This is a genomic window from Serratia sp. TSA_198.1 (assembly GCF_052686505.1).
Genome location: NZ_JBQZFP010000001.1, coordinates 1,854,737 through 1,879,391 on the forward strand (window position 1 = coordinate 1,854,737; position 24,655 = coordinate 1,879,391).

Below are 24,655 nucleotides of genomic sequence, written 5' to 3' on the forward strand. Positions count from 1 at the left end.
TTGGTGAAGCCAAGCTCCTGAGGGCTCACTCAGTTGCCGCCTACCTGCGATGTGAAATCTATTGGGTATAGGCTTCCGACGTGAGGAAATCAGCGGGGCTCAGCCTGGCCAAGCCCCGGCAGCATTAACGGTCGCCTTTGGTCAGCTCACGCTTCATATCGATGATGTTCTGGTATTCCGCCAGAGTGGTGTCGCCGATGTGCTGTTTGCCGCCCATCGCCTTGATAAAGCACTGGTGATCGTCCTTGTCCAGCTTTTTGATGGCGGTCACGACTTTGGCTTTGAAATCGGCCGGCAGCGAGTTGCTCACCAGGATTGGGCCATTCGGGATCAGCGGCGACTGCCAGATAATGCGGATCTGTTTCATCAGGTCCGGGTGATCCATGCGGATCATGCGGGTGAACGCGCCGCTGGTGTAGCCGGTGTTGTAGTCGCCGATCATCGAAGCCCAGGTCACCGCGCCTTCGAATTGGCCGTTCAGCACGCCGAGAATGTCCTGCTCATGGCCACCGGAGAAGGTGACGCTGGAGAAGGCGTTGTTGTATTTATTGTCCACCGTGCCGCCGAACAGTTTCTTGAACGCCTGATTCGGGATCAGGAAGCCGGAGGTGGAATCAGGATCGGCGAAACCGATAGCTTTGCCCTTAAGATCTTCCAGCTTTTTATACGGGCTACCGGCTTTGACCACCACCACAGAGTGGTAGCCGCGAGATTGGTCAACGTCATCGACGGCGATACCGACGATGTCCACCGCTTTCGGATCCTTGATGTACACCGAGGCGAACGACGATGGCGACATGCTCAGCACCAGATCGATTTTGCCGCCCAGCAGGCCCTGGATCACCCCGGAATAGTCGGAAGAGTTGCGCAGCTTGGTGTCCACGTTCAGTTCTTTGTCCAGGAACTGCTTCACGCACTGGTTATCGCCGATCTGCTGGGTGGCGTTTTGGCCGCCGAGAATGCCCAGGTTCAGTTCTTTAGGTGCGTCCGCTGCGGCAGCATTAAATACCATCATCGCGCCGGCCATCAGGGTGGTCAGACTCAATACTTTTTTCATTACGGGTGCCTTGTGTGTGTAAAGGTAAAAGTGAATCAATGGATTTGATTGGCTTCTTCGCCATACAGCTGGTGCAGTATCCGTTCGTTCAGTTGCGACGGGTGCCCGTCAAACACGATTTTGCCCTGGGCGATGCCGATGACCCGGGTGCAATATTCTTTCACCAGTTCAACCGAGTGCAGGTTCACCATCACCGCGATGTCGTTTTCGCTGACTTTTTGCAGCGCATCCATAATGCGGCGGGTGTTTTTCGGATCGAGGGACGCTACCGGCTCGTCGGCCAGCAGAATTTTAGGGTTTTGCATCAGCGCACGGCAGATCGCCACCCGCTGCATTTGGCCACCCGACAGGTTTTCGGCGCGCTGCAGGGCGTGCGGCAGCATATTGAGCCATTGCAGCAGCTCGATGGCGCGCCCGCGGTCGGCGTCGTCAAACAGTTTGAAGAAGGACTTCAGGGTAGAGGTGTGGCTCAGGCGGCCCAACAGTACGTTGGTCATGACGTCCAGGCGCGGCACCAGGCAGAAGTCCTGGAAGATCATGCCGCAGCGGGAACGCCACTGGCGCATCTGACGGGCGGAAAGTTGGGCGATGTCCTGCGCCACGCCGTCATCTTCAAAATGCAGCATCTCGCCGCAGCTCGAAGGAATGGTGCCGTTCAGGGTATGCAGCAAGGTGGATTTGCCTGCGCCCGAGCGCCCAATCACCGCCACGAACTCGCCTGCGTGCAGATCGAAGTTGATGTCGTCCAGCACGCGCTGCTGGGATTTATAGGCTTTGCCCAAGCCTTTCACCGACAGCACCTTACGTGAGGAGATCGGTTGCTGCCCTGGAAAATCGGTTGGTGCAAGTTTTAACAGTGCCTGAGCCATATGATTTCTCTGGTTTCAGTGGCTAATCATTATGGGCACCTATTAACGAATAAATTTATGACAGCGGGATGATGGTTTTATGGCTGGGAAGTGACGTATGCCGCCCGCTCAACATAACGCATTGAGGAGCGGCGTCGGGCTAATTGAAATGGATTACGCCTTTGATCAGCTGCTTATTGTTAATCACCTGCTGTTCGTAATGTTCTGCCAGGGTGTCGAAATCAAAATGGTGCGAGAGCATCATCTGCGCGGTAATTTTCCCTGCCGCCATCAAACGGCCCACCTTGGCGAAATCCTCCTGAGTCGCATTGCGGCTGCCCATCAGGGTGGTTTCTTTTTTATGGAACTCCGGATCGGAGAACTGAATATCGCCCTTGAACAACCCGACGAAGACGATGCTGCCGCCATGGCGGATCAGGTTCAGACTATTATTCATCGCGTGCGGGTTGCCGGTGGCGTCAATCACCTTGGCCGCCAGCATGCCGCTGAACCGATCGCGCAGCGCCGCGTCAAATTGCTCATCCGCCGGGTTGAGCGTCGGCAGCCCCAAGGCTTTTTCAACATGCGCCCGCCGCTCGGCGCTGGTATCGGCGACCACCACCTGCGCGCCGTCGGCGCAGGCTATCGCCGCCACGCCCAGCCCGATCGGCCCGGCCCCCACTACCAGCAGGTGATCGTCCGGTGCTATTGCCGCCCGGCGCACCGCGTGGGCGCTGATGGCGAAGGGTTCAATCAGCGCCGCCGTTTCCGGCGGCAGGTCGTCCACCGCCAGCAGGTTGCTGGCCGGCACGCTCAGGAACTCGCAGAAACCGCCATCCTGATGAACGCCAATCACCGAAATATTCTCGCAGCAGTTGGTTTTTCCGCTCTGGCAGGCACCGCAGCGCCGGCAAGAAAGATACGGCATTACCGTCACGCGCTGGCCCACCCGCCAGCCGCTGACATTATTGCCGATGCTGACAATCTCGCCGCATATTTCATGGCCCAATACGCGGGGATAACTAAAGAAAGGCTGATGACCGGACCAGGCGTGAATATCCGTTCCGCAAATGCCGACGGTGATTATTTTGATCACCGCCTCCTGGTCTGCGGGCAAAGGCACCGGGCGCTGTTGATAAACCAATTTCGTCGGCTGCTCGCACACTAATGTTTTCATTGTCGTCATCGTCTTTCCTCCAGTCAGGTGAGAAGGTTATTCAATAAAAACGCGGCGACCGGTTATGCCATTGAGCAGATCTGTGAGGCAGCACTAAATAAACCGATTTAAATTGGTTTTAAATGCATAAAAAACACCAGAGACAGCCCATGAGCAGAACCCAGAACCTGCGGCACAACGTGGTTAACCAGATGATTGAGGGTATTCACGGCGGCCATCTTCGTTCGCCGCTGCCGTCTCAGGCGGCGCTGGCCGAAATGTATAACATCAGCCGCACCACGGTGCGCCACACGCTGGCCCACCTCGACCAGCGCGGGGTATTGGAAAAGGTCGGCGACGACTATGTGATTGTTCGGCCGCCGCAGGCGGAGGACGGCTTCGAGTGCGTGAACCCTTCGCTGGAAGATCAGGACAAGCAGTTCAAGAAAAGCTTCTATCAGATGATTAACCAGAAGCAGCTGCGCGCCGGCGATAGCTTCAGCGAGCTGCAACTGTCGCGCATCGCCAACGTCAGCCCGCTGGTGGTGCGGGAATTCCTGTTGCACTTTAGCCGTTATAACCTGATCGAAACCGTCAAGCGCGGCCAATGGCGCATGAAAAAGTTTGATCAAAACTATGCCGAGCAGCTGTTTGAACTGCGCCAGATGCTGGAAACTCACGCCCTGTCGCGCTTTATCAACTTGCCCGCCGACGACGAACGCTGGTTGCAGGCCAGGGAGCTGTTGAGCCGCCACCGCCAGCTGCGGGAAAGCATCAGCGACAGCTACCGCCTGTTCTCCCAGTTGGATCGCGACTTCCACGGGCTTATCCTCTCCGCCGCCAACAACCCGTTTTTCAATCAGTCGCTGGAGATCATTTCGGTGATTTTCCACTTCCACTACCAGTGGGATGAAACCGACCTGAAACAGCGCAATATCATTGCCATCGAAGAACATATGATCATCCTCAGCGCGTTGATCTGCCGCAATGACCAGGAAGCGATCAACGCGCTGCATCGCCACTTGGACACGGCCAAGCAATCGATGATCCGCTCCATCAATCAGGACGTCGCCTGATCGCTTTTTATCGATAAAAAACACCGAAGGCGGCATTTAAAACCGATAAAGAGCAGCAAAATAGTAACTGCCGCACGGAACCGCGACAAAAACGCATCGCTAAAATATCCCCCCATCTAGGCTTACTGCCGATCGCCTGCTCATGCACCACCCAGGGGAATACCCGGAATAATAAATATTATTAATGCGAAATTCTGGAGGCAAAGATGGAAAGAACCACCACCGTTGACAGCGGAAAAGAACAGATTGACCCTTATTCAGATCACATCATTCCGATGCCGCCAAACGGCCTGCTGGTACGTTCGGCGAGAATTAAAAAAATCCAGACCACCGCCATGTTGCTGTTGTTTTTCGCCGCCATCATCAACTTCCTTGACCGCAGTTCGCTGTCGGTCGCGAACTCCACCATCCGGGAGGAAATGGGCCTGAGCGGTACCGAAATCGGCCTGCTGCTTTCGGCGTTCTCATTGGCTTACGGCATCGCCCAACTGCCCTGCGGCTTGCTGCTGGATCGCAAGGGCCCGCGCATTATGCTGGGGGTGGGAATGTTTGTCTGGTCGGTGTTCCAGACGCTGTCCGGCATGATCCACAATTTCACCCAGTTTATCTGGGTACGCATCGGGCTGGGGATCGGCGAAGCGCCGATGAACCCGTGCGGCGTGAAGGTGATCAACGACTGGTTTAACATCAAACATCGCGGTATGCCGATGGGGGTTTTCAACTCGGCGTCCACCATTGGCCTGGCGATCAGCCCGCCGATCCTCACCGCCATGATGCTGGCCTTCGGCTGGCGCGGGATGTTCATCACCATCGGCGTGCTGGGGATCGCGCTGTCGATCGGGTGGTATATGCTGTATCGCAACCGCCAGGACATCGACCTGAGCGCCCAGGAACAGGCCTATCTGAATGCCGGCAGCGTCAGCGCGCGGCGCGAACCGATGAACTTCCGCGAGTGGCGCTCGTTATTCAGGAACCGCACCATGTGGGGCATGATGATCGGCTTTAGCGGCATCAACTACACCGCGTGGCTGTATCTGGCCTGGCTGCCGGGCTACCTGCAAACCACCTACCATCTGGATCTGAAAAGCACCGGGCTGATGAGCGCCATTCCGTTCCTGTTCGGCGCTGCCGGCATGCTGTCGAACGGCTTTGTCACCGACTTCCTGGTTCGTCGTGGCATGGCGCCGCTGAAAAGCCGCAAAATCTGCATCGTGGCCGGCATGTTGCTGTCCGCGTCCTTCACCGCCATTGTGCCGCAGGCCACCACCACCTACAGCGCCGTAGTCCTGATCGGCATGGCGCTGTTTTGCATCCACTTTGCCGGCACCTCCTGCTGGGGCTTGATCCACGTGGCGGTGACCTCGCGCATGACCGCCTCGGTCGGCAGCATTCAGAACTTCGCCAGTTTTATTTTCGCCTCGTTCGCCCCGGTGATCACCGGCTTTATTCTGGATACCACCCACTCCTTTAAACTGGCGCTTATCCTTTGCGCCTGCTTCACCGTCATCGGCGCGCTATCGTATCTCTTCGTGGTCAAACACCCGATTGTCGACAACGCGGCCTGACCTGCGTCCTGAAAATGCCGCCGGTACCGGCGGCATTGCAAGCAGCCTTCGGACAGGTTTTTTCTTCCGCCTAAAGCGTTTTGAGATAATCTTCAAACAGCTTTCCATTCTCGGGCCTGAAACTTAGGCCCGTCCCCACGACAGACGTTATGTTATCTACCCGCAGATTACGAAAATCGGAGCGTTTTTCGCACCAGACCGTCAATAACCACACAGAGTCGAATACCGTCAAACCCAGCGGACGGACTATCCGGTCACTCTCTCTTCCTTGCAGATCGACATAATTGATGTTCAGTTGAAGTTTCTTACGAATCGCCTGGCGGAGAAACGCGAGGTGTTTCATCGCTTTCTCACTTTCCTCCGTAGGCCGAGAGACGGCTCTGAGAGGGAGTCGCTTATAAATGTCTATTTTTTTGACATCGATGACTGAACCGATCTTTGCTGAAACCCGGGCTGCCGCCGCGGAAAGTACGTCATCGCCCCTCGCCCCTATCAGCCGCATTCCGAGCATAATCGCGTCCAATTCGTCGGGATCAAAATTAAGCGGCGGGAGAAAGTAATCTTTTTCAAGCAAATAGCCCAAACCCGATTCGCCACGCACGGGAGCCCCGATCGCCTGCAGCGTTGCCATGTCCCTGTAGACAGTTCTTACAGACACATCTAAAGCCTGAGCCAATACTTCAGCCGATACCGGGTGTACGCGACAGCGAAGATGCTCAAGTAAAGTGAAGAGCCGAATAGTTTTCATCGCAAGAGCTTACATCACCCTGACAAGAACTGTCAGGGGGGTGTCATAGGATCAAGACTTCATATCACCCTGATAACGGAGTTCATCATGACGACCCCTTGTTACGAAATAGTCACCTATAAGGTGAAAAACCCACAGGCTGCGGATTCGGCCAGAGCGCTTGCACAGAGCCTGCTGAAACATTTTCCTGGATTTGTCGACTGGATTGCATTTTCAGGGAGGGATATGGCTGACGAACGCGTTGACCTCGTCGTTTGGGATAGCCCAGAAGACGCGCTGGCGGCAGCAAAAGCCGTTGGCAATCAACCTGAATTCTCCAGTTTCAGATCTTCTGTCAGCGATTTGCACAGCATGGGGCACTATGCCGCTGACACCGAACAAACCCCGTCGATGAAAACAGGACATGGCATCGAAATAGGGAGATTTCGCTTGAAACCGGGTATTCGCGAGAGTGACATGCGTAACGTTTATCATCGAATGGTAGAAAATCATCTTGCGCTTCAGCCTGGATGGAAAAGCCAGCATCTGGTCAGTCTGGGCGATGGGGTATTTGTCGATCTCGCCTTTGCCGACGACCGGCAGCATGCAGAAGCGATTTGCGCATCCTGGCAGGGACAGGCTGTCTGTGACGCCTTTTTGGACATGATTGAACCACAGAGCATGGAATTTGGTTCGTTATGCTAAATCTTGAAGAGAGGCAAACCGGTCGATCAAGATAAAGCGCCGCATGCCTAAATCCTATGCGGCGAACCCGCTGAAGCGGAAAAAACGTACGGCCCGGAACGCAGATTCCGGGCCTGTTTTTATCTGGCGATCAGAAGAGGATCTCTTCCGCCGGCAGCGCGTCGATAAGTACGCCAAAGCTCTCGATATTCGACAGCGTGGCGTTGTGGTGGGCACGGATTTGCAGACCCGTCGCGTGCGGTTTGTCGTGGCTGGTGTGGGCATCCGCCGCCAGCGTGACCGGGTAGCCAAGCCCGGCGGCGCGACGGGTGGTGGTGTCCACGCAGAACTCGGTGGAATAGCCGCAAATCACCAGGTGCGTTACGCCGTTGGCGATCAGCAGCGGCCCCAGCCCGGTGCGCAGGAACGAATCCGGCGTGGTTTTTTCTACCCGGTGATCGCCGGCTTTCACCTGCAATGCGGGGTCAATCTGCCAGGCATCGCTGCCGTGCGCCAGCTCTTCGTCAGCCGTGCGATGCTGGATAAAAATCACCGGCACGCCGGCCAGGCGGGCGCGATCGCTCAGTGCATTAATCCGGCCAAGCGTCGCTTCGGCATCCGCCGGCGGTGGCGTAAACAACCCTTTCTGCACATCGATAATCAACAACGCTGACTTCATGATGGATCCCCTGAGAAAAATTCCCTCTCAGCATACCGGTTGGCGTGGGCGGAAGATATGATCAACGCCCAGCTCGCGCAGCTTGTTCACCAGGTCATGGCCGCCGTTCGGCGTGGCGTGCGCCAGCAGACGCTCGGCTTCAAATACCGGGCTGGCCCAGAAAATGTTCACCGGATCGCCATACTGCTCCGGCAGCCTCAGATGGTCGTTGTAGGGATAAAACGCCGAGGACAGTACGTAGCCCTCATAACCCAGCGGCGCCACCTCCGACTCCAGCGTATGACCTTCGCCAAACCAGGTGATTTTCGCCCAAGGGACGTGCGCGAACCCGGCCAGCGCGCTGGCCATCTGCACCGCGTTCTCTTCGGTCATGTACTGGCCGTCGATGGCGATGCCCATTTCCATGCGGCGATAACGGCTGGCATCGTCGTTAAACAGAATGTCTACCCACGGCATCGGCCGAATGCTGACGCCCATGGTGAGAAAATAATAAATGCCGTCGCGTTCGTGCTGAGTAATCGCCATCGGCGGCCATTTGCCTTGATCGATGGCGTAGTATTTTACCGAAGGGCCAAAATGCTGCTCATAACGCGCCTGATAATCGCTCTGCATTTTGGGCCACGGGTTGCCCTCCTCGCGCTGCCAAGTGCGCCAGAACTGGCGGGTGTTTTCCGCCAGCGCATACTGGGTGTTGGTGGAGGCCGAACCGAGCGGATAAACCAGCGGGCTCTCTTTGATGCAACTGGCGGAATAACACACCGAATGGTCGATATACAGGCTCCAGCCGGGAATCACCGCCAGCAGTTGGCCGTAATACCACAGCGCCGCGCCGTCGTCGCTTTCGCTCCAGACCACCGTCAGCCCTTCCGGGTTCAGCGGCGCTTCCCCTTCCAGATTGCGACAAAACTCAGCCGCCAGCATGGGCGGTTGGCCCCGTTCAAGCGCGGCGCGATCTTCCTGCAAGGGCGCAGCCGCCAGATTACGCAACCAGCAGGCGCGTACCTGAAAACGCTCGCCGTTTTCTTCCGCAGGGTAAATGTAAAAATAGGCTGCCCGGTGATCTTGCTGAACCACCGCCACCAGCGTCTGATTCTCATTACTGACTTCAGCAAGTACGTATGACTCGTTCATATCACCTCAACAATGGGGTCACGGCGCAGAATAATGCTGCGCACTAATAAATTGGAATTCGGCTTTTCCCAAGTGTAAAGCGCATCCGTGGCCGAATCACCCGTAAAAGTCTCAAAAATGACCATAAACGGGGATAAAACATTGGGTTATTGGTAATAACTATAGACCCGCCATACTTGAAGCTGCATCTGTGTTGGCTGCACCCGCGCCCCCCAGTCACTTAGTTTACTAAGCTCCCGGGGATGAACGGCCTTGCCGCCGAGATGCAACTCCAATTATTTTGGGTATAGCGCTTATGGCGGCGGGGCTTACGCCGGTTTGTTAATGCGCCGTACGGCGCGCTGATAGGACCCGTTGCGCATCGAGGCGCGCAGCACCTTACCGACGCCGCCTACGCCCACTCTCACCAGGCGCCGCCGCAGCGTGCCGGGATAAAAATCAAACTGCTGCTGCGCCCAATCGGGCAGCAGTTCGATGCCCGCCTGCATCACCAGCCAACCCAAGGGCCGTGCCAATGCGCTCGGCGCCGGGGCGGCCAGCAGAATGCGCGCCACTTCACGCGTGCGTTCATCGCACACCAGTTGCGACCGCATCCGTTGCAGATAGTCGGCCACCGCCGCGCGGGAAGTGGGAATATCGCGTGCACCCAGAGCGGCGGCAACGCGCGCCGTCTCCAGGTAATAGCGATCTTGCAATTCGTGAGAAAGATGCGGGTTGCGGTAACGCAGGTGGCTCGCCAGGAAGCAGCTGCTTTCCACCACGTGTACCCAGGTCAGCAAATCGGGGTCACTGGCGGCATAGGGCCTGCCGTCGTTGCTGACGCCGGTCACTTGCAGATGAATGGCCCGCACCTTGGCGATCAGCCGTTCGGCTTCTGCGGTGGGGCCAAAGGTGGTGACGGAGACAAACTGGCTGGTTCGGCGCAGGCGGCCAAGCATGTCTTCGCGAAAATTGGAGTGATCCCACACCCCGGCCAACGCCAACGGGTGCAGCATTTGCAGCAACAAGGCACTGACGCCGCCGCACAGCATTGAGGTGAAATCGCAGTGAACCCGCCAGATGACCGACTGCGGGCCAAACAGGCCGGGGTCACCCGCCGGGTTTTCGAAATCTATACCGCCGAGCGCCAGCCCGGTCAGGCCGATCACCTGTTTTTCTATCGCTGCGCGTAGTGCTTCCATCCTGCCTGGCCCCTTTATTATCCGGTGGCCAGTGTATCACGCGGCGGTTTTAGTCCTGCTCGTTGAGCAAAACAATCTTGCCGGCAAAGCTGCGATCCTCCAGCCGGCGGTGGGCAGCCGCGCCTTCGCTCAGCGGGAAAGTCTCGATATGCGGCAGAGCAAATTCGCCATTCTGCCAACTGGCGAACAGCCGTTCTGCCCGCGCGCGGCGCGCGGCGCCGCTATTGAGGTAGGTCCAGAGATCGCCGCCCACCACGCCTTTGGAATCCATCATCAGGTGATAAGCCGAGATCGCCGGTGCCTCGCCCCCCGCCATGCCGAAAGTCACTACCCGGCCGCCGGGGCGCAGCGCGTCAATGCTTTGCTGTAGCGTGATGCCGACCGAATCAAAACCGTACTCGACACCGCCGTCGGTCAACGCGGCGATTTGCGCCACCCAGTCCTGCTGGTAGGTAAAGGCCGCCGTCGCGCCATTCTTCAGTGCAATCTGCTGTTTGTGCGCCGAAGACACCAGCGCATAAACCTGCGCGCCGCGCGCCACCAGCATCCGGGTCAATATTTGCCCGACACCGCCGGCTGCCGCATGCACCAGCGCACGATCGCCCGCCCGCACCTGCACGCTGTCATTAATCAGGTACTGCGCCGTCAACCCCTGCAACAAAATCGAGGCGGCCTCGACGTCACTCAGCGCCTGCGGCAGCCGCAGCGCATGATCCACCGGCACGTTGATGCGCGTGGCATGGCAGAAAGGCACGTCGGCAAAGCCAACCCGCTCTCCCACCTGCCAACCCTCAACGCCCTCGCCCACGGCGATAATGGTGCCGACGCCTTCGTAACCGCCGATATGCGGCGGCTTGCCGTGCAGCACATAATTGCCTTTGCGGCGGTAGATATCGGCGAAGTTAAGCCCGGCGGCCCCCATCCGTACCTGCACCGCGCCTGCCGGTAGCGGTGGCGTCGGCAGCTCAAGGTATTCGAGCACATCTGGCCCGCCAAATCGTTCAAAGGTTAATGCCTGCATGGTGTTACTCCGGGAATTTTTCGTCAATAACGCACTGACGGTCGTTACCCTCCAGTATCCCAGAGCGCTATACTGCCGAAAAGTGGCCCACGGGGCATTCAGAAAACACCAGAGGTTTATAATGGATCGTTTAACCAGCATGGCGGTGTTTGTGCGGGTGGTGGAAAAAGGCAGCTTTGTCGCCGCCGCCGACGAGATGGCGATTTCCCCCACGATGGTCGGCAAGCATATTCGCTATCTGGAACAGCGGCTGAACGCGCCGTTGCTGAACCGCACCACCCGCAGGCAAGGGTTGACCGAGGCCGGTCGGGTCTTCTATGAACGCTGCCGCCGCCTGCTGGCCGATGCCGACGCCGCCGAAGCCAGCGCAAGGGCGCTGTTAAGCTCGCCCAGCGGGCTGTTGCGCATCAGCGCGCCGGTCACCTTCGGTAACCGCGTTTTGACGCCGATCCTCACCGAGTTCCTGCAACAACACCCGGACGTAGAAGCGGAGGTGGTACTATCGGACCGCAAGGTGGATTTGATTGAGGAAAGATACGAAGCCGCGTTTCGTATCGGGCCAGTCGCGGATGACGGCCTGGTAGCACGCGCCCTGCCCGATTACCGCATGACGCTGGCGGCCTCTCCCGGCTATCTGGCGCAGCATGGCGTCCCAACACGGCCGGAGCAGCTCAGCGAACACAGTTGCTTTGGCTTTAGTCAGTGGGACGGCAATCATTTTTGGCGGCTGCAAGGCGCGCAGGGGGAAATCAGCGTGCCGGTCAGGCCAAGACTGCGCATGGACTCAGGCGAAGGGGTACGCCGTGCGGCGCTGGCCGGTTTCGGCATCGCGCTGCATGCCGCCATGCTGCTGGATGAAGATATCGCCGCCGGCCGACTGGTGCGCGTGCTGCCGGACTATTCGCCGCTGCCGCGGCCGATGCATCTGGTCTATCTGCCCGAACGGCGGCAATCGCCCAAGCTGGAAGCCTTTATCGCCCTGACCGTCGCCAGACTGTGGGGGCGCGCATAAATGCGCAATGCGGCGGTTGAAACGGACACCGCACTGAATTACATTTTCTGTCCGACTCACTGCAGAGGCGTTTTTGCAGGGCGTTAACCCACGTTAATTCGGCATTAACCCCACAAAACCTCTATCTAATTTTTGTTTTTCTTCAACTTAGATAGCAGAGACTTCGATGATTACCCTCAGAGCACGCGCGGCGGAAGACAACGCGCAACTGGCAGATATTTGGCAGCGTTCGGTGCGCGCCACCCACCACTTTCTGACCGAAGATAACATTGCCCAACTGTTCCCGCTGGTGTTGCACGATTACCTTCCGGCGGTCAACGTTTGGGTGGCGGAAGATCGCCCCGGCCACCCTTGCGGTTTTATCGGGCTGAGCGGCAACAAGGTGGAAATGCTGTTTATCGATGCGGAACAGCGCGGCAAAGGGGTCGGCAAAGCGCTGCTGGCGCATGCTGAAACGCTGCACGATGAGCTGTTGCTGGACGTTAATGAGCAAAACCCGCAGGCCAGCGGATTTTACCGTCACTACGGTTTTGAGATCACCGGCCGTTCCGCGCTCGACGGCCAGGGCAATCCCTTCCCGCTGCTTCATATGAAGCTCGACAAGCGTTAAATAAAACAAATCGGCCAAGGTTTACCTTGGTCGATTTTTTGCCATCACTTCCTCTCATGATTTGATATACCAAATCAGAATAACTAATAGATTTTACATTCTTCCTGTCACTATAAACCCCCGGTAGGATTGGCCCGTATTCACCAGAAACAGGGGTTCCGCCTGCCTTTTGCCCCCAGAAGCCGCCCCCTGTCCGGCGTGACTCGCTCCGGGCGGAATACTGTGATGTATTAATAAGGATTGGCTGCTCTATGATCGTTCTTTCGAACGTTTGCAAAACTTTTGACAGCGCGCAGGGCCGCGTCGTCGCGGTTGATGATGTCAACCTGGCCGTGGCGGCTGGGCAAATCTACGGCATCATCGGCTACAGCGGTGCCGGTAAAAGCACCCTGATCCGCCTGCTTAACGGGTTGGAAACCCCTACCAGCGGCAGTATTGAAGTCGATGGTTTCGATATCGCCCGCGCCAAAGGCCAGCAACTGCGCCAGGCGCGGTTGAAAATCAGTATGGTGTTTCAACACTTCAACCTGCTGTGGTCACGCACCGTCAGCCAAAATATTGCCTTCTCCATGCAAATCGCCGGTGTGCCCAAAGCGCAAATCAAGCAGCGGGTGGCGGAGCTGGTCGCGCTGGTTGGCCTGCAGGGCCGCGAGGATGCCTATCCTTCGCAGCTCAGCGGCGGGCAGAAACAACGCGTCGGCATTGCCCGCGCTTTGGCCAACAACCCTGGCGTGCTGTTGTGCGATGAAGCCACCTCGGCGCTCGATCCCCAGACCACCGATTCGATTCTCGAGCTGCTGCTGGATATCAACCGTAAGCTGAACCTGACGATTGTGCTGATCACCCATGAAATGCACGTGGTGCGCAAAATCTGCCACCGCGTGGCGGTGATGGAAAACGGCCGTATCGTCGAGGAAGGCCCGGTGATTGACGTCTTTACCCAGCCGCAGCAGCCGATTACCCGGCAGTTCGTTAAACAGGTTTCGCAGTATCAGGAAACCGAAGAGAACTTCAATCCGTTGCTGGCTCAACATCTGCCTGGGGCCATTTTCAAGCTGACCTTTGTCGGCATGCAAACCCATCAGGCGGTGATTTCCGATGTGATCCAGCGCTACCGGGTGACCATCAACATCCTGCACGGCAAAATCAGCCACACCCTTAACGGGTCGTTCGGCGAGCTGTATATCCACGCGGAAGGCAACGACCTGCAAATCGACAACATGCTGAAATTATTGAAAGAACGAGATATCGCCGTTGAGGTCATCAAACATGATTGAGTCACTGTTCCCTCACCTGCGTATTGATCAGTTGCTGAACGCCACCTGGGAAACCCTGTATATGACCGGCATCGCCGGGCTGGCAACGCTGGTGCTCGGCATGTTGTTGGGAGTGATCCTGTTTCTGACCTCCCGCGGCCAACTGTTGCAGAACCGCGCGGTCTATTCGCTGATTTCGGTACTGGTCAACGTGTTCCGCTCCATCCCCTTCATCATTCTGATTGTGCTGCTGATTCCGTTCACCAAGGCGCTGATCGGCACTATTTTGGGGGCCGACGCCGCCCTGCCGGCGCTGATTGTCGGCGCTGCGCCTTTCTATGCCCGGTTGGTGGAGATTGGCTTGCGCGAGGTGGACAAAGGCGTGATTGAAGCGGCGCGCTCCATGGGCGCCAAAACCGGCACCATCATCTTCCGCGTGCTGCTGCCGGAGTCTTCTCCGGCGCTGGTTTCCGGCATTACCGTCACCCTGATCGCACTGGTGAGCTACACCGCGATGGCCGGGGTGATAGGTGCTGGCGGGCTGGGTAACCTGGCCTATCTGGAAGGGTTTCAACGCAACCACGGTGACGTGACGCTGGTAGCGACGCTGACGATTTTATTGATCGTTTTCGTTATCCAGTTCATTGGCGACACCATTACAACAACGCTCGATAAACGATAAATAACTCAGGAATAATGATGATGAAAAAGCAAATAATGATGCTGGCCTTCGCCTCTCTGACCGCGTTGGCGTCCTTTGGTGCGGCGGCGGAAACCAAGCTGGTGGTCGGCGCGTCCAACGTACCCCATGCCGAGATCCTCGAGCAGGCCAAACCGATTCTGGCAAAGGAAGGCATCGATCTGGTGATCAAGCCTTTCCAGGATTACATTCTGCCGAACACTGCGCTGGCCAGCCACGATATTGACGCCAACTATTTCCAGCACGTGCCCTACCTGAATTCGGTATTGAAGGATCATGCCGGCGATAAGACCTATGACTTCGTCAGCGCCGGCGCCATCCATATCGAACCGATCGGTATTTATTCCAAGAAGTATAAAAGCCTGAAAGATCTGCCGGACAACGGCAAAATCATCATGCGTGACGCGGTGGCGGAAGAAGGCCGCATTCTGTCCATCTTTGAGAAAGAAGGCGTGATTAAGCTGAAGCCGGGCGTGAGCAAGGTGGATGCGCGCATCACCGACGTGGTGGAAAACCCGAAACACCTGAAATTCCTGGCTAACGTTGAAGGCGCGCTGCTGCCGCAAATGTACAACAATGACGAGGGCGACGCGGTAGTGATTAACGCCAACTACGCCATTGACGCCGGGCTGAACCCGACGAAGGATCCGATCGCTATCGAAAGCGGTGAAAATAACCCGTATGCCAACATCATCACCGTGCATAAGGCAGACGTGAACAAGCCGGAGATTGTGGCCTTGGTAAAAGTGCTGCACTCCAAGGAAATTCAGGACTTTATCCGCGAAAAATACAAAGGCGCGGTGATCCCGGTTAACCAGTAATTCAGATCAAGGCCGCAACGATGCGGCCTTATCCTGACGCCTTCCCTAGACCTTATTCCCCACCTGGCTGAGACGCGGCCAAACCAGCATCAGCGCATCAAGCAGACGGAACAAATCCTCGCGGCTTGCCCCTTCGCGCGCCTGCACCGACATGCCTTCAATGGTGCAAATAATGTACTTCGCCAGTAACCCGGTGTCGGTTTTTGCCAGCAACTCGCCCTGCTGCACTTTACGGTCGAAACAGGCCTTCAGGCTGGTTTCCTGCGAGTGGTGTTTTTTACGCAGCATCATGGCGACTTCGTCAGAAGAAGATGACAGCGCGGCGGACGCACACACCATAAAGCAACCGGACGGCGTGTCCGGATCGGTAAACACCTGCGCTGAAGAGCGGACGTAAGCTTCTACGATTTCCGCAATCGGCAGGTCCTGCTCCAACAGTTGATTGGTGCAGGTGGTGTATTTTTGCAGGTAACGTTCCACCGCAGCGCGGAACAGCCCTTCCTTGTTGCCGAACTCGGCGTACAGCGTTGGCGCCTTGGCACCGGTCACCTCGACCAGATCGGCCAGCGACGTTGACTCATAACCGTGCCGCCAGAACAGATCGAGTGCGCTTTCCAACGCACGGTCGCGATCAAACTGCTTCGGTCTGCCACGCGTTTTTTTGGCGCAGACTTCTTCATTGATACTCATAGACCCTCTCTTATCCCGCCCCGCAGCAGGGCTTCACAATTAAATTAACGATCATTATAAAAAAATATTGCGCTCTCGTCGAGAAGGGATTAGCATTTAGTTATCGATCGTTAAGTAATCTTGACGACAGACATTGAAAACCCAATTCATGCTTCTCGGATAGGAACTAATATTATGAAAAACTTAAAAATTACTCTTGCTGCTCTCACTCTGGCCTCTGCTTCCTTCGGGAGCTTCGCTGCCGATCTGGTTAACAGCCAGCCGACAGACCAGCAAAAATCCGGTGTGATCACCGTCAGCGGCGCTTCCGATATTACCTCACTGGAAGCCAGTTTGGCGGAAAAAGCGGACGCAGCCGGTGCGAAATCATTCCGCATCATCGGCGCCGGTGGCGAAAATCAACTGCACGGCACCGCAGTAATCTATAAGTAACAATAAGTTAATCGTTATCCACAGGGCCGATGACAGCAGTTTACGCCCCCGGAGGCGACGATGAAAATAAAATTAATTAACGAACATTAAAAAAATAGTTGCAATACGCCGAACCGGCGTCTAACATTAAATTATCGATCGTTAATCAATTTAACGACCTTACCAAACAAACATCGTACAGAATAGAGATAGGAAATAAGACCATGAAAAACCTGAAAATGACCCTCGCCGCTATCGCACTGGCTTCTGTTTCTTTCGGTAGCTTCGCCGCCGAACTGGTTAATACTCAACCGGCAGACCTGCAAAAAACCGGCGTGATCACCGTCAGCGGGGCTTCCGACCTGACCAGCCTGGAAAACAAACTGGCTGCCAAAGCGGATGAAGCCGGCGCCAAATCCTTCCAGATCATCTCAACCGCCGGCGACAACAAGCTGCACGGTACTGCGATCATCTACAATTAATTGCTGAATCGGCAGTTGAGCAAAGAGGCGGCTTGTGCCGCCTTTTGTTTTATTCCCCCGCCAAAAATCTGTTGTAAGCTGTGGTTTCCTCTTACAGCGAACCTGACAAACGCCATGACACCTCTGCTGTTTCATAAATATCACGGGCTGGGTAATGATTACCTGGTGTGCCACCATTCGGTCGCTGCGCGGCTGAGCAACGAGCAAATCCGCATACTGTGTCATCCCCATTACGGCATAGGTTCAGACGGGTTGCTGATCGACAGCGGCGACAATATCAATCCCACGCTGCGCATCATTAACCCCGACGGTTCGGAGGCCGAGAAAAGCGGTAACGGCCTGCGCATTTATGCCCGTTACCTGTTTGATATCGGCCGCGTCGGCCACCTGCCGTTTCTGGTACACACCGCTGGTGACGACGTGCAGTGCCAGGTCGATGAAGATAAACACCAGGTCCGCGTGGATATGGGGCGTGCCAATTTCAATCCGGCAGCGCTGCCGGCGCTTATCGACTTGCCCGAGGCGCTCAACTATCCGCTGGCGCTGGCGGAGGAAACCCTCAGCGTATCGCTGGTATCGATGGGTAACCCGCACTGCGTGGTGCCGGTGACTCGGCTTGATCTGGCGCAGGTCCACCGGTTGGGGTCACAGATAGAAAATCACCCGCTGTTTCCCAAACGAACCAACGTGCAGCTGGTGGAAGTGATAGATCGCCAGACGCTACGCATCGGCATTTGGGAACGTGGCGCCGGTTTTACCCTGGCTTCCGGCAGCAGCAGCTGCGCGGCCGCCAGCGTCATGCGCAAGCTGAATCGGGTCGATGACAACGTCAGCGTTCAGATGCCGGGCGGCCAGTTGCAGATTAGCTTCAGCGGGGATTTTCACGTCCGCATGCGCGGACCGGTGCATAAAATCGCCAGCCTGACGCTGGACGAAGACTGCTTTATTGGCGGTGAAGAAGCCCTGCGTCAGGGTGGAAAACACTGATATTCAAATAGGGCGGCCAGCGAATAAAAATAATGAATCCTTGCCGGTGCTGCCGCCGGTGAATCTTTAACAGTATGTCAAGGCCAGGAATACCCTGCTTGCCACCGCCACGCGGCTGCCTGCATTGAATTTTCCCTTTTGCCAAAAATAGCCCATGCTAAAAGAGGATATGGCGGGAACAAGGCCAATCCCTCACCTCTTTCTGGCTAACCGGGATGCTGGTTCATGACGAAAAAAACCACGTTGCTGCAATTTTTCCATTGGTATTACCCCGATGGGGGTAAGCTATGGCAGGAAGCCGCGGAACGCGCACCGCACATTGCCGGACTGGGCATCACCGATCTGTGGCTGCCTCCCGCCTATAAGGGCGCTTCCGGCGGTTATTCGGTGGGTTACGACAGTTATGATCTGTTCGATCTGGGCGAGTTCGATCAAAAAGGCAGCCGCGCCACCAAATACGGTGATAAAGAGGCGCTGACCCATGCCTCCGCCACGCTGCGCGACAACGGCGTGCGGGTGATTTACGACGTGGTGTTCAACCATAAGCTCGGCGCCGACGAGAAAGAACAGGTCCACGTGTACCGAGCGGACGTCAACAACCGCAACAATATCAACGATCAGGGTTTCGACGCGCTGGCTTATACGCGTTTTACTTTCCCCGGCCGCCAGGGTACCCACTCCCAATTTATTTGGGATTATAAATGTTTTGGCGGGGTCGATTACATTGAACAGCCGGATGAAAAAGGCGTGTTCAAAATCGACAATGACTACGGCGACGACGGCTGGAACGATCAGGTCGGCGGCGAGAAAGGCAATTACGATTACCTGATGGGCGCCGACGTGGAGTTTCGCAACACGGCGGTGGCGGAAGAGCTGAAGTTCTGGGCGCGCTGGCTGATGGACACCCTGCCGTGCGACGGGTTCCGGCTCGATGCCGCCAAACACATTCCAGCCTGGTTCTTTAAGGAATGGGCGGACCATGTGCGCGACGCCGCACAGCGCGATCTGTTTATCGTCGCGGAATACTGGTCACACGATCTGGCGGCGTTACGGCAGTATATTGACCTGGTGGACGGCAAAGTGATGCTGTTCGACGTGGCGTTGCACCTGAAGTTTCATCAGGCCTCGAAGCAGGGCGACGGATTCGACATGGCGCAGATTTTTACCGATACCCTGACTGCCGCCGATCCGGCACACTCGGTCACGCTGGTCGCCAACCACGATACGCAGCCGCTGCAGTCGCTGGAAGCCCCGGTCGAGCCTTGGTTTAAACCTCTGGCTTACGCCCTGATCCTGCTGCGCGAACAGGGTGTGCCCTGCGTGTTTTATCCTGACCTGTACGGTGCCAGTTATAAAGACAAAGGCGGCGACGGCAATGAATACCAGATCGATATGCCGGTGATCCCCGAGCTGGAAAAATTGATCCAGGCGCGTCAACGCTTTGCCAACGGCGTGCAAACCGATTATTTTAACGATAGAAACTGTGTGGCCTTCAGCCGCAGCGGCACCGCTGATACCCCCGGCTGCGTAGTGGTGCTCACCAATGGCGCCGAAAACGGCAAAGCGGTTTCTCTGGGCGCGGAGTTGGCGCATAAAACCTGGCGCGACCTGCTCGGCAACCGTCAGGATGAAGTCACCACCGACGATCAGGGGAACGCCACTTTCCCGGTAAACGGCGGCAGCGTCAGCGTCTGGGTGCTGGCCGAAAACCTGTAGCAAGACCGCCGTCGCGGCGATGAGTCACCCCGGCGGCAAAACTAATTTTTGCCTTTCAGGTCTAAATTGCGGTATCACCTAAGCAAACCATTCACACAGGAGCCTAAATAGGGTACAAGGCTGCATGAAAATTCCAAAACGACTCCAGCCATTGGTAGATGATGGTTTAATCGACGACGTCATCCGCCGTTTAAAGAGTGGCAAAGAAGCCGACGTCTTTATCGTGCGTTGCGGCGAAGAGATCCGCTGCGCCAAAGTCTACAAAGAAGCAGACAAACGTAACTTCAAGCAGGCCGTCAATTATCAGGAAGGCCGTAAAGTGCGCAACAGCCGCGACGCCCGCGCCATGAGCAAAGGCTCCAAATTCGGTCGCCAGCAACAGGAAGAAGCCTGGCAAAACACCGAGGTCGATGCGCTGTACCTGCTCGCCAAAGCGGGCGTGCGCGTGCCTCAGCCGGATATTTGCCTGGATGGCGTGCTGTTGATGGAGCTGATTACCGACGAAGAAGGCCTGGTTGCGCCGCGCCTGAGCGATGTGAGCCTGACGCAGGAACAGGCGTTGGCCGATCACGCGGTGATGATGAACTACGCGGTGCGTATGCTGTGCGCCGGGCTGGTGCATGGCGATCTGTCGGAGTTCAACGTGCTGATGGACAAAAATGGGCCGGTGATTATCGATCTGCCGCAGGTGGTGGACGCCGCCGCCAATAATCACGCCAAAAGCATGTTCGAGCGCGATATCAACAATATGTCGAATTTTTACGGTCAATACGCGCCGGAACTGCTCAACAGTAAATATGCCAAAGAGATCTGGGCGCTGTATCAGGAAGGCAATCTGACGCCGGAAAGCGTGCTGACCGGGAAGTTCGTGGAAAGCAGCAAGCGCGCCGATGTCGGTTCAGTACTGGAAGAAATCCAGGCGGCCAGCGAAGAACACCAGCGCCAGCTGATGGCCCGCAACGAAGAAGATTAATCTGCGCCCCGGTCATTCTGCCGGGGCCTTATTCTATTTTGAAAACGTCGGGGTCCCTTTCGGTCGCCGCTTCATGATAAATATCCCCCAGATAGCCGGCAATATCGGCCTCGGTCAACTCCTCCGGCAGCACGATATCGTAACTGCGCACATATTTGCGCTCCGGCAGCGTCACGCGGAACAGTAGCCACTCTTCCCCCACCCTTTTAACGCCCATCAGGCGGCCGAACACATTAAAAATCATCATCCGCATTCCCTCCTTCACGCGTTTTACGCTATAACAAGCTAGCCTCCTCGCACCCAAAAGGAAAACCAATGACCGCTAATGCACCGCAGTTCTGGCGCGACCCGCAGTTACCCTTTGTGGAGGCCCGCGCCATCGCGGATGGCCGCAAGGTCTGTTATGCCCTGCACAGCCATGAAATCTTTTCCATCGGCGCCATCACCGACGGCACCAGCATTTATATTAACGGCCGCCGGCAGTGGCAGGTCAGCGCCGGCGACGTGGTGATTATCAACCCGCAGCAGGCCCACGCCTGCAACCCGATCGGCGACCAGAGTTGGTCATACATCATGTTTTATATCGATACCGCCTGGCTGGGTGAGCTGCAACGGGAGATAGCCGGCGGCGACGGCGATTTTATCCCATTCAAAGAAGTGCTCAGCCGCGATCCGCAGCTGTTCAGCGGCCTGAACCGGCTTTATGGACTCTTGACTGACCCGCAATGCGGCAATCTGGAAAAACACATTGCCCTGGTGGAATATTTTACCGATCTGCAAATCCGGTTGGGCGAAGCGCACCCCTCCGCCATTGTCGCCCACCCCAGACTGGAAGCCGCGGCCGCCTTTATCAGCCAACATTGTACACAACCGCTGACGCTGGAGGCGATCTGCCAGGCGGCGGCGCTGTCGCCCTCCTACCTGATCCGCGCCTTCAAGCAGCATTACGGCATGACGCCGCACGCCTATCTGGTGAATCGCCGTATCCAGTTCGGCCACCGATTGCTAAAACGCGGCTACCCTATCGCCGCAGTCGCCAGCGAAAGTGGCTTTGCCGATCAGGCGCACTTCCAGCGCACGTTCAAACAGTTGCTGGCCGCTACCCCCGGCCAGTATCAAAACCCGCGTTAAGCACCGTCGGCCAACAGATAACAGGCACTGGCCGCCAGCAGCAGCGCCATCAGCCGATTAAAACGCTGCACGTTGCGGGCTCGCTGCAACAAACCGGTCAGCATCGCGCCGGCGTAGGCCCAGCAGGCCACCGAGGCGTAACAGATAACGCCATAAATCACCGCGAACTGCCATAGCAGCAGCCGATCACCGTCGGCGACAAACGCCCCCAGGCTAGCCACCGACGCCAGCCAGGCTTTGGGATTCAACCACTGCATTAGCGCGCCGTACCAGAATGACGGCGCCTGACGCTGCTGGTCGTTGCCCAGCCGCCCGTCATCAAAGGCCAGTTGATAAGCCATAAACAGCAAGAATGCGACGCCCCCCCACTGGATGATCTTCGTCAGCACCGGCCACTGGGTCAGCAGTTGGTGCAATCCCAGACCAATCAGGATCAGTAACAGGGTAAACCCCAACGTGGCGCCAAGCACATGCCGCAGGGTAGCGTTAAAACCGAATTGCGCCCCGGCGCTCAGGGCAAGGATATTGACCGGGCCAGGGGTGATGGAAGCGGCCAATGCAAACGCGGCCATGGAAAAGTAAATATTCATGATTACTAGCACCTGAGAAAAATTTCACAGATGCCAGATTGCCGCCCAGGGGCGGCAAAGTATTGAACAAAATTACCCTGATGCCGCTCACTAAGCCGGCATCAGGCCGATAAAGGTGGTTTTCTTGCGCGGGCCGGTCATCAGCGCCTCCAGTTTTTCCACGCATTGCAGATAGTGCGGGGTCTTTTTATGGGCGGCAACCGCCTGCTCATCCTTATAGGCTTCATAGATATAAAACCGCGTCGGGATGTTTTCATCCTGCAGCACGTCAAAGCGCAGGTTACCCGGCTCTTCGATCGCCCCCAGATGGTTGGCGCGGAACACCTCAATAAACTCGTCGATTTTGTCCTGCTTAACGTTAATTTCGACCAAAGTGACGTGCATGGCGGCTCCTTGTTTAACCTTGAAATCACTGTTCTTTCAAACCATAGGTTTATTCCCTCTGATTTACCCTGCGCGGCGGCAATTTTGCAGCACAGCTCACAAATCCCACCGCCCCCAGGTTTTGCTCACGCGAAGGCACGAACCCGGCATCTATAGTTAAGATCCCAACCCCAGAGAGTGTGAGCTATGGATAACTATTTGATGGCGCTGGATGCAGGCACCGGCAGCGTTCGCGCGGTAATCTTCGATCTGGCGGGCAATCAGATCGCGCAGGGCCAGGCTGAGTGGCGGCATCTGGCGGTGTCTGGGGTGCCCGGCTCAATGGAATTTGATTTAACCCACAACTGGCAATTGACCTGCCAGTGCATCCGGCAGGCGTTGCAAAACGCAGGACTGACTGGCCAGGCTATCCGCTCGGTAGCCTGCTGCTCAATGCGCGAAGGCATAGTGCTGTACGATCGTAACGGCGTACCGATTTGGGCCTGCGCCAATGTGGATGCGCGTGCCAGCCATGAAGTCAGCGAGCTCAAAGAGCTGCATAACCATCATTTCGAAAGCGAGGTGTACCAATATTCCGGCCAAACGCTGGCGTTGAGCGCCATGCCGCGCCTGCTGTGGCTGGCCCACCACCGGCCGGACATCTATCGGCAGGCGGCGACGCTGACCATGATCAGCGACTGGCTGGCGAATATGCTGAGCGGCGAACTGGCGGTGGATCCTTCCAATGCAGGCACTACCGGCATGCTGGATTTGGTCAGCCGCGACTGGCGACCGGCGCTGCTCGATATGGCCGGGCTACGCGCCGATATTCTGTCGCCGGTGAAAGAGACCGGCAGCCTGCTGGGGCAGGTTACCGCAGCGGCGGCAGAGCAAAGCGGCCTGCTGCGTGGCACGCCGGTGGTGATGGGCGGCGGCGACGTTCAACTGGGTAGCCTGGGGCTGGGGGTGGTGCATGCCGGGCAAACGGCGGTATTGGGCGGCACCTTCTGGCAGCAAATCGTCAACCTGCCGGAACCGGCCACCGATCCGGACATGAACATCCGCATTAACCCGCACGTGATCCCCGGTATGGCACAGGCGGAATCCATCAGCTTCTTCACTGGGTTGACCATGCGCTGGTTCCGCGACGCCTTCTGCGCCGAGGAAAAGCTGATGGCGGAACGGCTGGGTGTAGATGCTTACAGCCTGTTGGAAGAGATGGCGGCGCGGGTGCCGCCGGGTGCCTACGGGGTGATGCCGATATTTTCCGACGCCATGCACTTCAAAACCTGGTATCACGCCGCGCCGTCGTTTATCAATATGTCGCTCGACCCGGAACGCTGCAATAAGCAAACCCTGTTCCGCGCGCTGGAAGAGAACGCCGCCATTGTCTCCGCCTGCAATCTGGAGCAGATCGCCAGCTTCTCGGGCGTGCAGGCGCACTCGCTGGTGTTCGCCGGCGGCGGTTCTAAGGGCAAATTGTGGAGCCAGATCCTGAGCGATGTCACCGGCCTGACCGTTCGCGTGCCGGTGGTGAAAGAAGCCACCGCGCTGGGCTGCGCGATTGCCGCCGGCGTCGGCGCCGGGTTGTATGAGTCGCTGGCGGCCACCGGTGAAAAACTGGTGCGCTGGGAGCGTGAATATCAGCCGGATAGCGCCAATCATGAACTCTATCGACAGCAAAAACACACCTGGCAGCAGATCTATGCCGATCAGCTCACGCTGGTGGACCACGGCCTGACCACCTCAATGTGGAAAGCGCCGGGGTTGTGATGCCTCTGGGCGCAG

27 protein-coding genes are annotated in these 24,655 nt (G+C 56.9%); 15 read left to right on the forward strand and 12 right to left on the reverse strand.

Translation table 11 applies throughout. The features are described 5' to 3' along the window. Positions 1 to 124: 124 nt before the first annotated feature. The 3 genes from phnD to ACUTSW_RS08845 form a co-directional block, all read right to left on the reverse strand. Positions 125 to 1,057: a phosphonate ABC transporter substrate-binding protein gene (gene phnD, locus ACUTSW_RS08835; protein ID WP_434462644.1), complete on the reverse strand. Its 933-nt coding sequence runs from the start codon at positions 1,055 to 1,057 to the stop codon at positions 125 to 127. 35 nt (positions 1,058 to 1,092) lie between these two features. After that, the gene (phnC, locus tag ACUTSW_RS08840) at positions 1,093 to 1,926 is read right to left on the reverse strand and encodes a phosphonate ABC transporter ATP-binding protein (RefSeq protein ID WP_004942097.1); all 834 of its coding nucleotides are present in this window, start codon (positions 1,924 to 1,926) and stop codon (positions 1,093 to 1,095) included. Positions 1,927 to 2,065: 139 nt separating this feature from the next. Further along, positions 2,066 to 3,091, reverse strand: coding sequence for a zinc-binding alcohol dehydrogenase family protein (locus ACUTSW_RS08845; RefSeq protein ID WP_197927994.1), 1,026 nt, complete (start codon positions 3,089 to 3,091; stop codon positions 2,066 to 2,068). Between the two features lie 140 nt (positions 3,092 to 3,231). On the opposite strand from ACUTSW_RS08845, the gene ACUTSW_RS08850 reads away from it, so the two are divergent. Both ACUTSW_RS08850 and ACUTSW_RS08855 read left to right on the forward strand, forming a co-directional pair. Continuing rightward, positions 3,232 to 4,137, forward strand: a complete 906-nt coding sequence (locus tag ACUTSW_RS08850; RefSeq protein WP_062791701.1) for a GntR family transcriptional regulator — start codon at positions 3,232 to 3,234, stop codon at positions 4,135 to 4,137. Between the two features lie 206 nt (positions 4,138 to 4,343). Next, the gene (locus ACUTSW_RS08855) at positions 4,344 to 5,702 is read left to right on the forward strand and encodes an MFS transporter (RefSeq protein WP_445584194.1); all 1,359 of its coding nucleotides are present in this window, start codon (positions 4,344 to 4,346) and stop codon (positions 5,700 to 5,702) included. Positions 5,703 to 5,772: 70 nt separating this feature from the next. Here the strand turns inward: ACUTSW_RS08855 and ACUTSW_RS08860 are convergent, their stop codons facing one another. Continuing rightward, the gene (locus tag ACUTSW_RS08860) at positions 5,773 to 6,450 is read right to left on the reverse strand and encodes a helix-turn-helix transcriptional regulator (protein WP_445584195.1); all 678 of its coding nucleotides are present in this window, start codon (positions 6,448 to 6,450) and stop codon (positions 5,773 to 5,775) included. A gap of 87 nt (positions 6,451 to 6,537) precedes the next feature. Between ACUTSW_RS08860 and ACUTSW_RS08865 the strand changes: the two genes are divergently transcribed. Beyond that, positions 6,538 to 7,134: a hypothetical protein gene (locus tag ACUTSW_RS08865; RefSeq protein WP_445584196.1), complete on the forward strand. Its 597-nt coding sequence runs from the start codon at positions 6,538 to 6,540 to the stop codon at positions 7,132 to 7,134. 130 nt (positions 7,135 to 7,264) lie between these two features. On the opposite strand, the gene ACUTSW_RS08870 is transcribed toward ACUTSW_RS08865, so the two are convergent. The 4 genes from ACUTSW_RS08870 to ACUTSW_RS08885 all read right to left on the reverse strand — a co-directional run bounded on the left by ACUTSW_RS08870 (position 7,265) and on the right by ACUTSW_RS08885 (position 11,125). Beyond that, entirely contained in the window at positions 7,265 to 7,792 is a 528-nt protein-coding gene (locus tag ACUTSW_RS08870) for a cysteine hydrolase family protein (protein WP_062870047.1), read from the reverse strand. A gap of 27 nt (positions 7,793 to 7,819) precedes the next feature. Next, positions 7,820 to 8,923: a suppressor of fused domain protein gene (locus ACUTSW_RS08875; RefSeq protein WP_445584197.1), complete on the reverse strand. Its 1,104-nt coding sequence runs from the start codon at positions 8,921 to 8,923 to the stop codon at positions 7,820 to 7,822. A gap of 308 nt (positions 8,924 to 9,231) precedes the next feature. Further along, positions 9,232 to 10,104, reverse strand: a complete 873-nt coding sequence (locus tag ACUTSW_RS08880) for an oxygenase MpaB family protein (protein WP_445584198.1) — start codon at positions 10,102 to 10,104, stop codon at positions 9,232 to 9,234. Between the two features lie 49 nt (positions 10,105 to 10,153). Next, entirely contained in the window at positions 10,154 to 11,125 is a 972-nt protein-coding gene (locus tag ACUTSW_RS08885) for a quinone oxidoreductase family protein (RefSeq protein WP_445584199.1), read from the reverse strand. Positions 11,126 to 11,246: 121 nt separating this feature from the next. Here ACUTSW_RS08885 and ACUTSW_RS08890 point away from each other — a divergent pair, with 121 nt between their 5' ends. The 5 genes from ACUTSW_RS08890 (at position 11,247) to ACUTSW_RS08910 (ending at position 15,524) form a co-directional block, all read left to right on the forward strand. Then, the gene (locus ACUTSW_RS08890) at positions 11,247 to 12,137 is read left to right on the forward strand and encodes a LysR family transcriptional regulator (RefSeq protein WP_445584200.1); all 891 of its coding nucleotides are present in this window, start codon (positions 11,247 to 11,249) and stop codon (positions 12,135 to 12,137) included. Positions 12,138 to 12,303: 166 nt separating this feature from the next. Further along, positions 12,304 to 12,747, forward strand: a complete 444-nt coding sequence (locus tag ACUTSW_RS08895; RefSeq protein ID WP_445584201.1) for an acetyltransferase — start codon at positions 12,304 to 12,306, stop codon at positions 12,745 to 12,747. Positions 12,748 to 12,998: 251 nt separating this feature from the next. Continuing rightward, positions 12,999 to 14,024 (forward strand): methionine ABC transporter ATP-binding protein, encoded by a 1,026-nt coding sequence (locus ACUTSW_RS08900; RefSeq protein WP_445584202.1) that lies wholly within the window; start codon positions 12,999 to 13,001, stop codon positions 14,022 to 14,024. Further along, positions 14,017 to 14,685, forward strand: coding sequence for a methionine ABC transporter permease (locus ACUTSW_RS08905; RefSeq protein WP_004942070.1), 669 nt, complete (start codon positions 14,017 to 14,019; stop codon positions 14,683 to 14,685). Before ACUTSW_RS08900 ends, ACUTSW_RS08905 begins: the two co-directional genes overlap by 8 nt. 17 nt (positions 14,686 to 14,702) lie before the next feature. Continuing rightward, positions 14,703 to 15,524: a MetQ/NlpA family ABC transporter substrate-binding protein gene (locus ACUTSW_RS08910; RefSeq protein WP_004942067.1), complete on the forward strand. Its 822-nt coding sequence runs from the start codon at positions 14,703 to 14,705 to the stop codon at positions 15,522 to 15,524. Between the two features lie 45 nt (positions 15,525 to 15,569). Here ACUTSW_RS08910 and ACUTSW_RS08915 read toward each other — a convergent pair whose 3' ends face one another. Further along, complete coding sequence (locus ACUTSW_RS08915; RefSeq protein WP_004942064.1) at positions 15,570 to 16,214, reverse strand: TetR/AcrR family transcriptional regulator; 645 nt, start codon at positions 16,212 to 16,214, stop codon at positions 15,570 to 15,572. 174 nt (positions 16,215 to 16,388) lie between these two features. Here ACUTSW_RS08915 and bhsA (ACUTSW_RS08920) point away from each other — a divergent pair, with 174 nt between their 5' ends. The 5 genes from bhsA (ACUTSW_RS08920) (at position 16,389) to ACUTSW_RS08940 (ending at position 20,783) form a co-directional block, all read left to right on the forward strand. Then, on the forward strand, positions 16,389 to 16,646 hold the full coding sequence (bhsA, locus tag ACUTSW_RS08920) for a multiple stress resistance protein BhsA (protein ID WP_445584203.1): 258 nt from the start codon (positions 16,389 to 16,391) through the stop codon (positions 16,644 to 16,646). A gap of 203 nt (positions 16,647 to 16,849) precedes the next feature. Then, positions 16,850 to 17,107 carry a multiple stress resistance protein BhsA gene (gene bhsA / locus ACUTSW_RS08925; RefSeq protein ID WP_004942060.1) on the forward strand — a complete coding sequence of 86 codons (258 nt, stop codon included), beginning with the start codon at positions 16,850 to 16,852 and terminating at the stop codon, positions 17,105 to 17,107. 114 nt (positions 17,108 to 17,221) lie between these two features. Then, complete coding sequence (dapF, locus tag ACUTSW_RS08930; RefSeq protein ID WP_445584204.1) at positions 17,222 to 18,094, forward strand: diaminopimelate epimerase; 873 nt, start codon at positions 17,222 to 17,224, stop codon at positions 18,092 to 18,094. A 225-nt stretch (positions 18,095 to 18,319) separates the two neighbouring features. Beyond that, positions 18,320 to 19,810: an alpha-amylase gene (gene amyA / locus ACUTSW_RS08935; RefSeq protein ID WP_445584205.1), complete on the forward strand. Its 1,491-nt coding sequence runs from the start codon at positions 18,320 to 18,322 to the stop codon at positions 19,808 to 19,810. 124 nt (positions 19,811 to 19,934) lie between these two features. Next, entirely contained in the window at positions 19,935 to 20,783 is an 849-nt protein-coding gene (locus tag ACUTSW_RS08940) for a PA4780 family RIO1-like protein kinase (protein WP_004942055.1), read from the forward strand. Positions 20,784 to 20,811: 28 nt separating this feature from the next. Here the strand turns inward: ACUTSW_RS08940 and ACUTSW_RS08945 are convergent, their stop codons facing one another. After that, positions 20,812 to 21,030 carry a DUF7661 family protein gene (locus ACUTSW_RS08945; protein WP_445584206.1) on the reverse strand — a complete coding sequence of 73 codons (219 nt, stop codon included), beginning with the start codon at positions 21,028 to 21,030 and terminating at the stop codon, positions 20,812 to 20,814. A 68-nt stretch (positions 21,031 to 21,098) separates the two neighbouring features. On the opposite strand from ACUTSW_RS08945, the gene ACUTSW_RS08950 reads away from it, so the two are divergent. Next, positions 21,099 to 21,914, forward strand: coding sequence for an AraC family transcriptional regulator (locus tag ACUTSW_RS08950; RefSeq protein WP_445584207.1), 816 nt, complete (start codon positions 21,099 to 21,101; stop codon positions 21,912 to 21,914). Here ACUTSW_RS08950 and ACUTSW_RS08955 read toward each other — a convergent pair. Then, positions 21,911 to 22,504: a LysE family translocator gene (locus ACUTSW_RS08955; protein ID WP_062870030.1), complete on the reverse strand. Its 594-nt coding sequence runs from the start codon at positions 22,502 to 22,504 to the stop codon at positions 21,911 to 21,913. The two genes, ACUTSW_RS08950 and ACUTSW_RS08955, sit on opposite strands and share 4 nt — an antisense overlap. Before the next feature lie 90 nt (positions 22,505 to 22,594). Next, the gene (lsrG, locus tag ACUTSW_RS08960) at positions 22,595 to 22,888 is read right to left on the reverse strand and encodes a (4S)-4-hydroxy-5-phosphonooxypentane-2,3-dione isomerase (RefSeq protein ID WP_062870029.1); all 294 of its coding nucleotides are present in this window, start codon (positions 22,886 to 22,888) and stop codon (positions 22,595 to 22,597) included. A 186-nt stretch (positions 22,889 to 23,074) separates the two neighbouring features. Between lsrG and lsrK the strand changes: the two genes are divergently transcribed. Then, on the forward strand, positions 23,075 to 24,640 hold the full coding sequence (gene lsrK / locus ACUTSW_RS08965; protein WP_445584208.1) for an autoinducer-2 kinase: 1,566 nt from the start codon (positions 23,075 to 23,077) through the stop codon (positions 24,638 to 24,640). Positions 24,641 to 24,655: the final 15 nt, after the last annotated feature.

Coding starts and splice junctions, on each gene's coding strand:
- phnD (WP_434462644.1), bottom strand. CDS start 1,057: ATGAAAAAAGTATTGAGTCTGACCACCCTGATGGCCGGCGCGATGATG.
- phnC (WP_004942097.1), bottom strand. CDS start 1,926: ATGGCTCAGGCACTGTTAAAACTTGCACCAACCGATTTTCCAGGGCAG.
- ACUTSW_RS08845 (WP_197927994.1), bottom strand. CDS start 3,091: ATGACGACAATGAAAACATTAGTGTGCGAGCAGCCGACGAAATTGGTT.
- ACUTSW_RS08850 (WP_062791701.1), top strand. CDS start 3,232: ATGAGCAGAACCCAGAACCTGCGGCACAACGTGGTTAACCAGATGATT.
- ACUTSW_RS08855 (WP_445584194.1), top strand. CDS start 4,344: ATGGAAAGAACCACCACCGTTGACAGCGGAAAAGAACAGATTGACCCT.
- ACUTSW_RS08860 (WP_445584195.1), bottom strand. CDS start 6,450: ATGAAAACTATTCGGCTCTTCACTTTACTTGAGCATCTTCGCTGTCGC.
- ACUTSW_RS08865 (WP_445584196.1), top strand. CDS start 6,538: ATGACGACCCCTTGTTACGAAATAGTCACCTATAAGGTGAAAAACCCA.
- ACUTSW_RS08870 (WP_062870047.1), bottom strand. CDS start 7,792: ATGAAGTCAGCGTTGTTGATTATCGATGTGCAGAAAGGGTTGTTTACG.
- ACUTSW_RS08875 (WP_445584197.1), bottom strand. CDS start 8,923: ATGAACGAGTCATACGTACTTGCTGAAGTCAGTAATGAGAATCAGACG.
- ACUTSW_RS08880 (WP_445584198.1), bottom strand. CDS start 10,104: ATGGAAGCACTACGCGCAGCGATAGAAAAACAGGTGATCGGCCTGACC.
- ACUTSW_RS08885 (WP_445584199.1), bottom strand. CDS start 11,125: ATGCAGGCATTAACCTTTGAACGATTTGGCGGGCCAGATGTGCTCGAA.
- ACUTSW_RS08890 (WP_445584200.1), top strand. CDS start 11,247: ATGGATCGTTTAACCAGCATGGCGGTGTTTGTGCGGGTGGTGGAAAAA.
- ACUTSW_RS08895 (WP_445584201.1), top strand. CDS start 12,304: ATGATTACCCTCAGAGCACGCGCGGCGGAAGACAACGCGCAACTGGCA.
- ACUTSW_RS08900 (WP_445584202.1), top strand. CDS start 12,999: ATGATCGTTCTTTCGAACGTTTGCAAAACTTTTGACAGCGCGCAGGGC.
- ACUTSW_RS08905 (WP_004942070.1), top strand. CDS start 14,017: ATGATTGAGTCACTGTTCCCTCACCTGCGTATTGATCAGTTGCTGAAC.
- ACUTSW_RS08910 (WP_004942067.1), top strand. CDS start 14,703: ATGATGAAAAAGCAAATAATGATGCTGGCCTTCGCCTCTCTGACCGCG.
- ACUTSW_RS08915 (WP_004942064.1), bottom strand. CDS start 16,214: ATGAGTATCAATGAAGAAGTCTGCGCCAAAAAAACGCGTGGCAGACCG.
- bhsA (WP_445584203.1), top strand. CDS start 16,389: ATGAAAAACTTAAAAATTACTCTTGCTGCTCTCACTCTGGCCTCTGCT.
- bhsA (WP_004942060.1), top strand. CDS start 16,850: ATGAAAAACCTGAAAATGACCCTCGCCGCTATCGCACTGGCTTCTGTT.
- dapF (WP_445584204.1), top strand. CDS start 17,222: ATGACACCTCTGCTGTTTCATAAATATCACGGGCTGGGTAATGATTAC.
- amyA (WP_445584205.1), top strand. CDS start 18,320: ATGACGAAAAAAACCACGTTGCTGCAATTTTTCCATTGGTATTACCCC.
- ACUTSW_RS08940 (WP_004942055.1), top strand. CDS start 19,935: ATGAAAATTCCAAAACGACTCCAGCCATTGGTAGATGATGGTTTAATC.
- ACUTSW_RS08945 (WP_445584206.1), bottom strand. CDS start 21,030: ATGATGATTTTTAATGTGTTCGGCCGCCTGATGGGCGTTAAAAGGGTG.
- ACUTSW_RS08950 (WP_445584207.1), top strand. CDS start 21,099: ATGACCGCTAATGCACCGCAGTTCTGGCGCGACCCGCAGTTACCCTTT.
- ACUTSW_RS08955 (WP_062870030.1), bottom strand. CDS start 22,504: ATGAATATTTACTTTTCCATGGCCGCGTTTGCATTGGCCGCTTCCATC.
- lsrG (WP_062870029.1), bottom strand. CDS start 22,888: ATGCACGTCACTTTGGTCGAAATTAACGTTAAGCAGGACAAAATCGAC.
- lsrK (WP_445584208.1), top strand. CDS start 23,075: ATGGATAACTATTTGATGGCGCTGGATGCAGGCACCGGCAGCGTTCGC.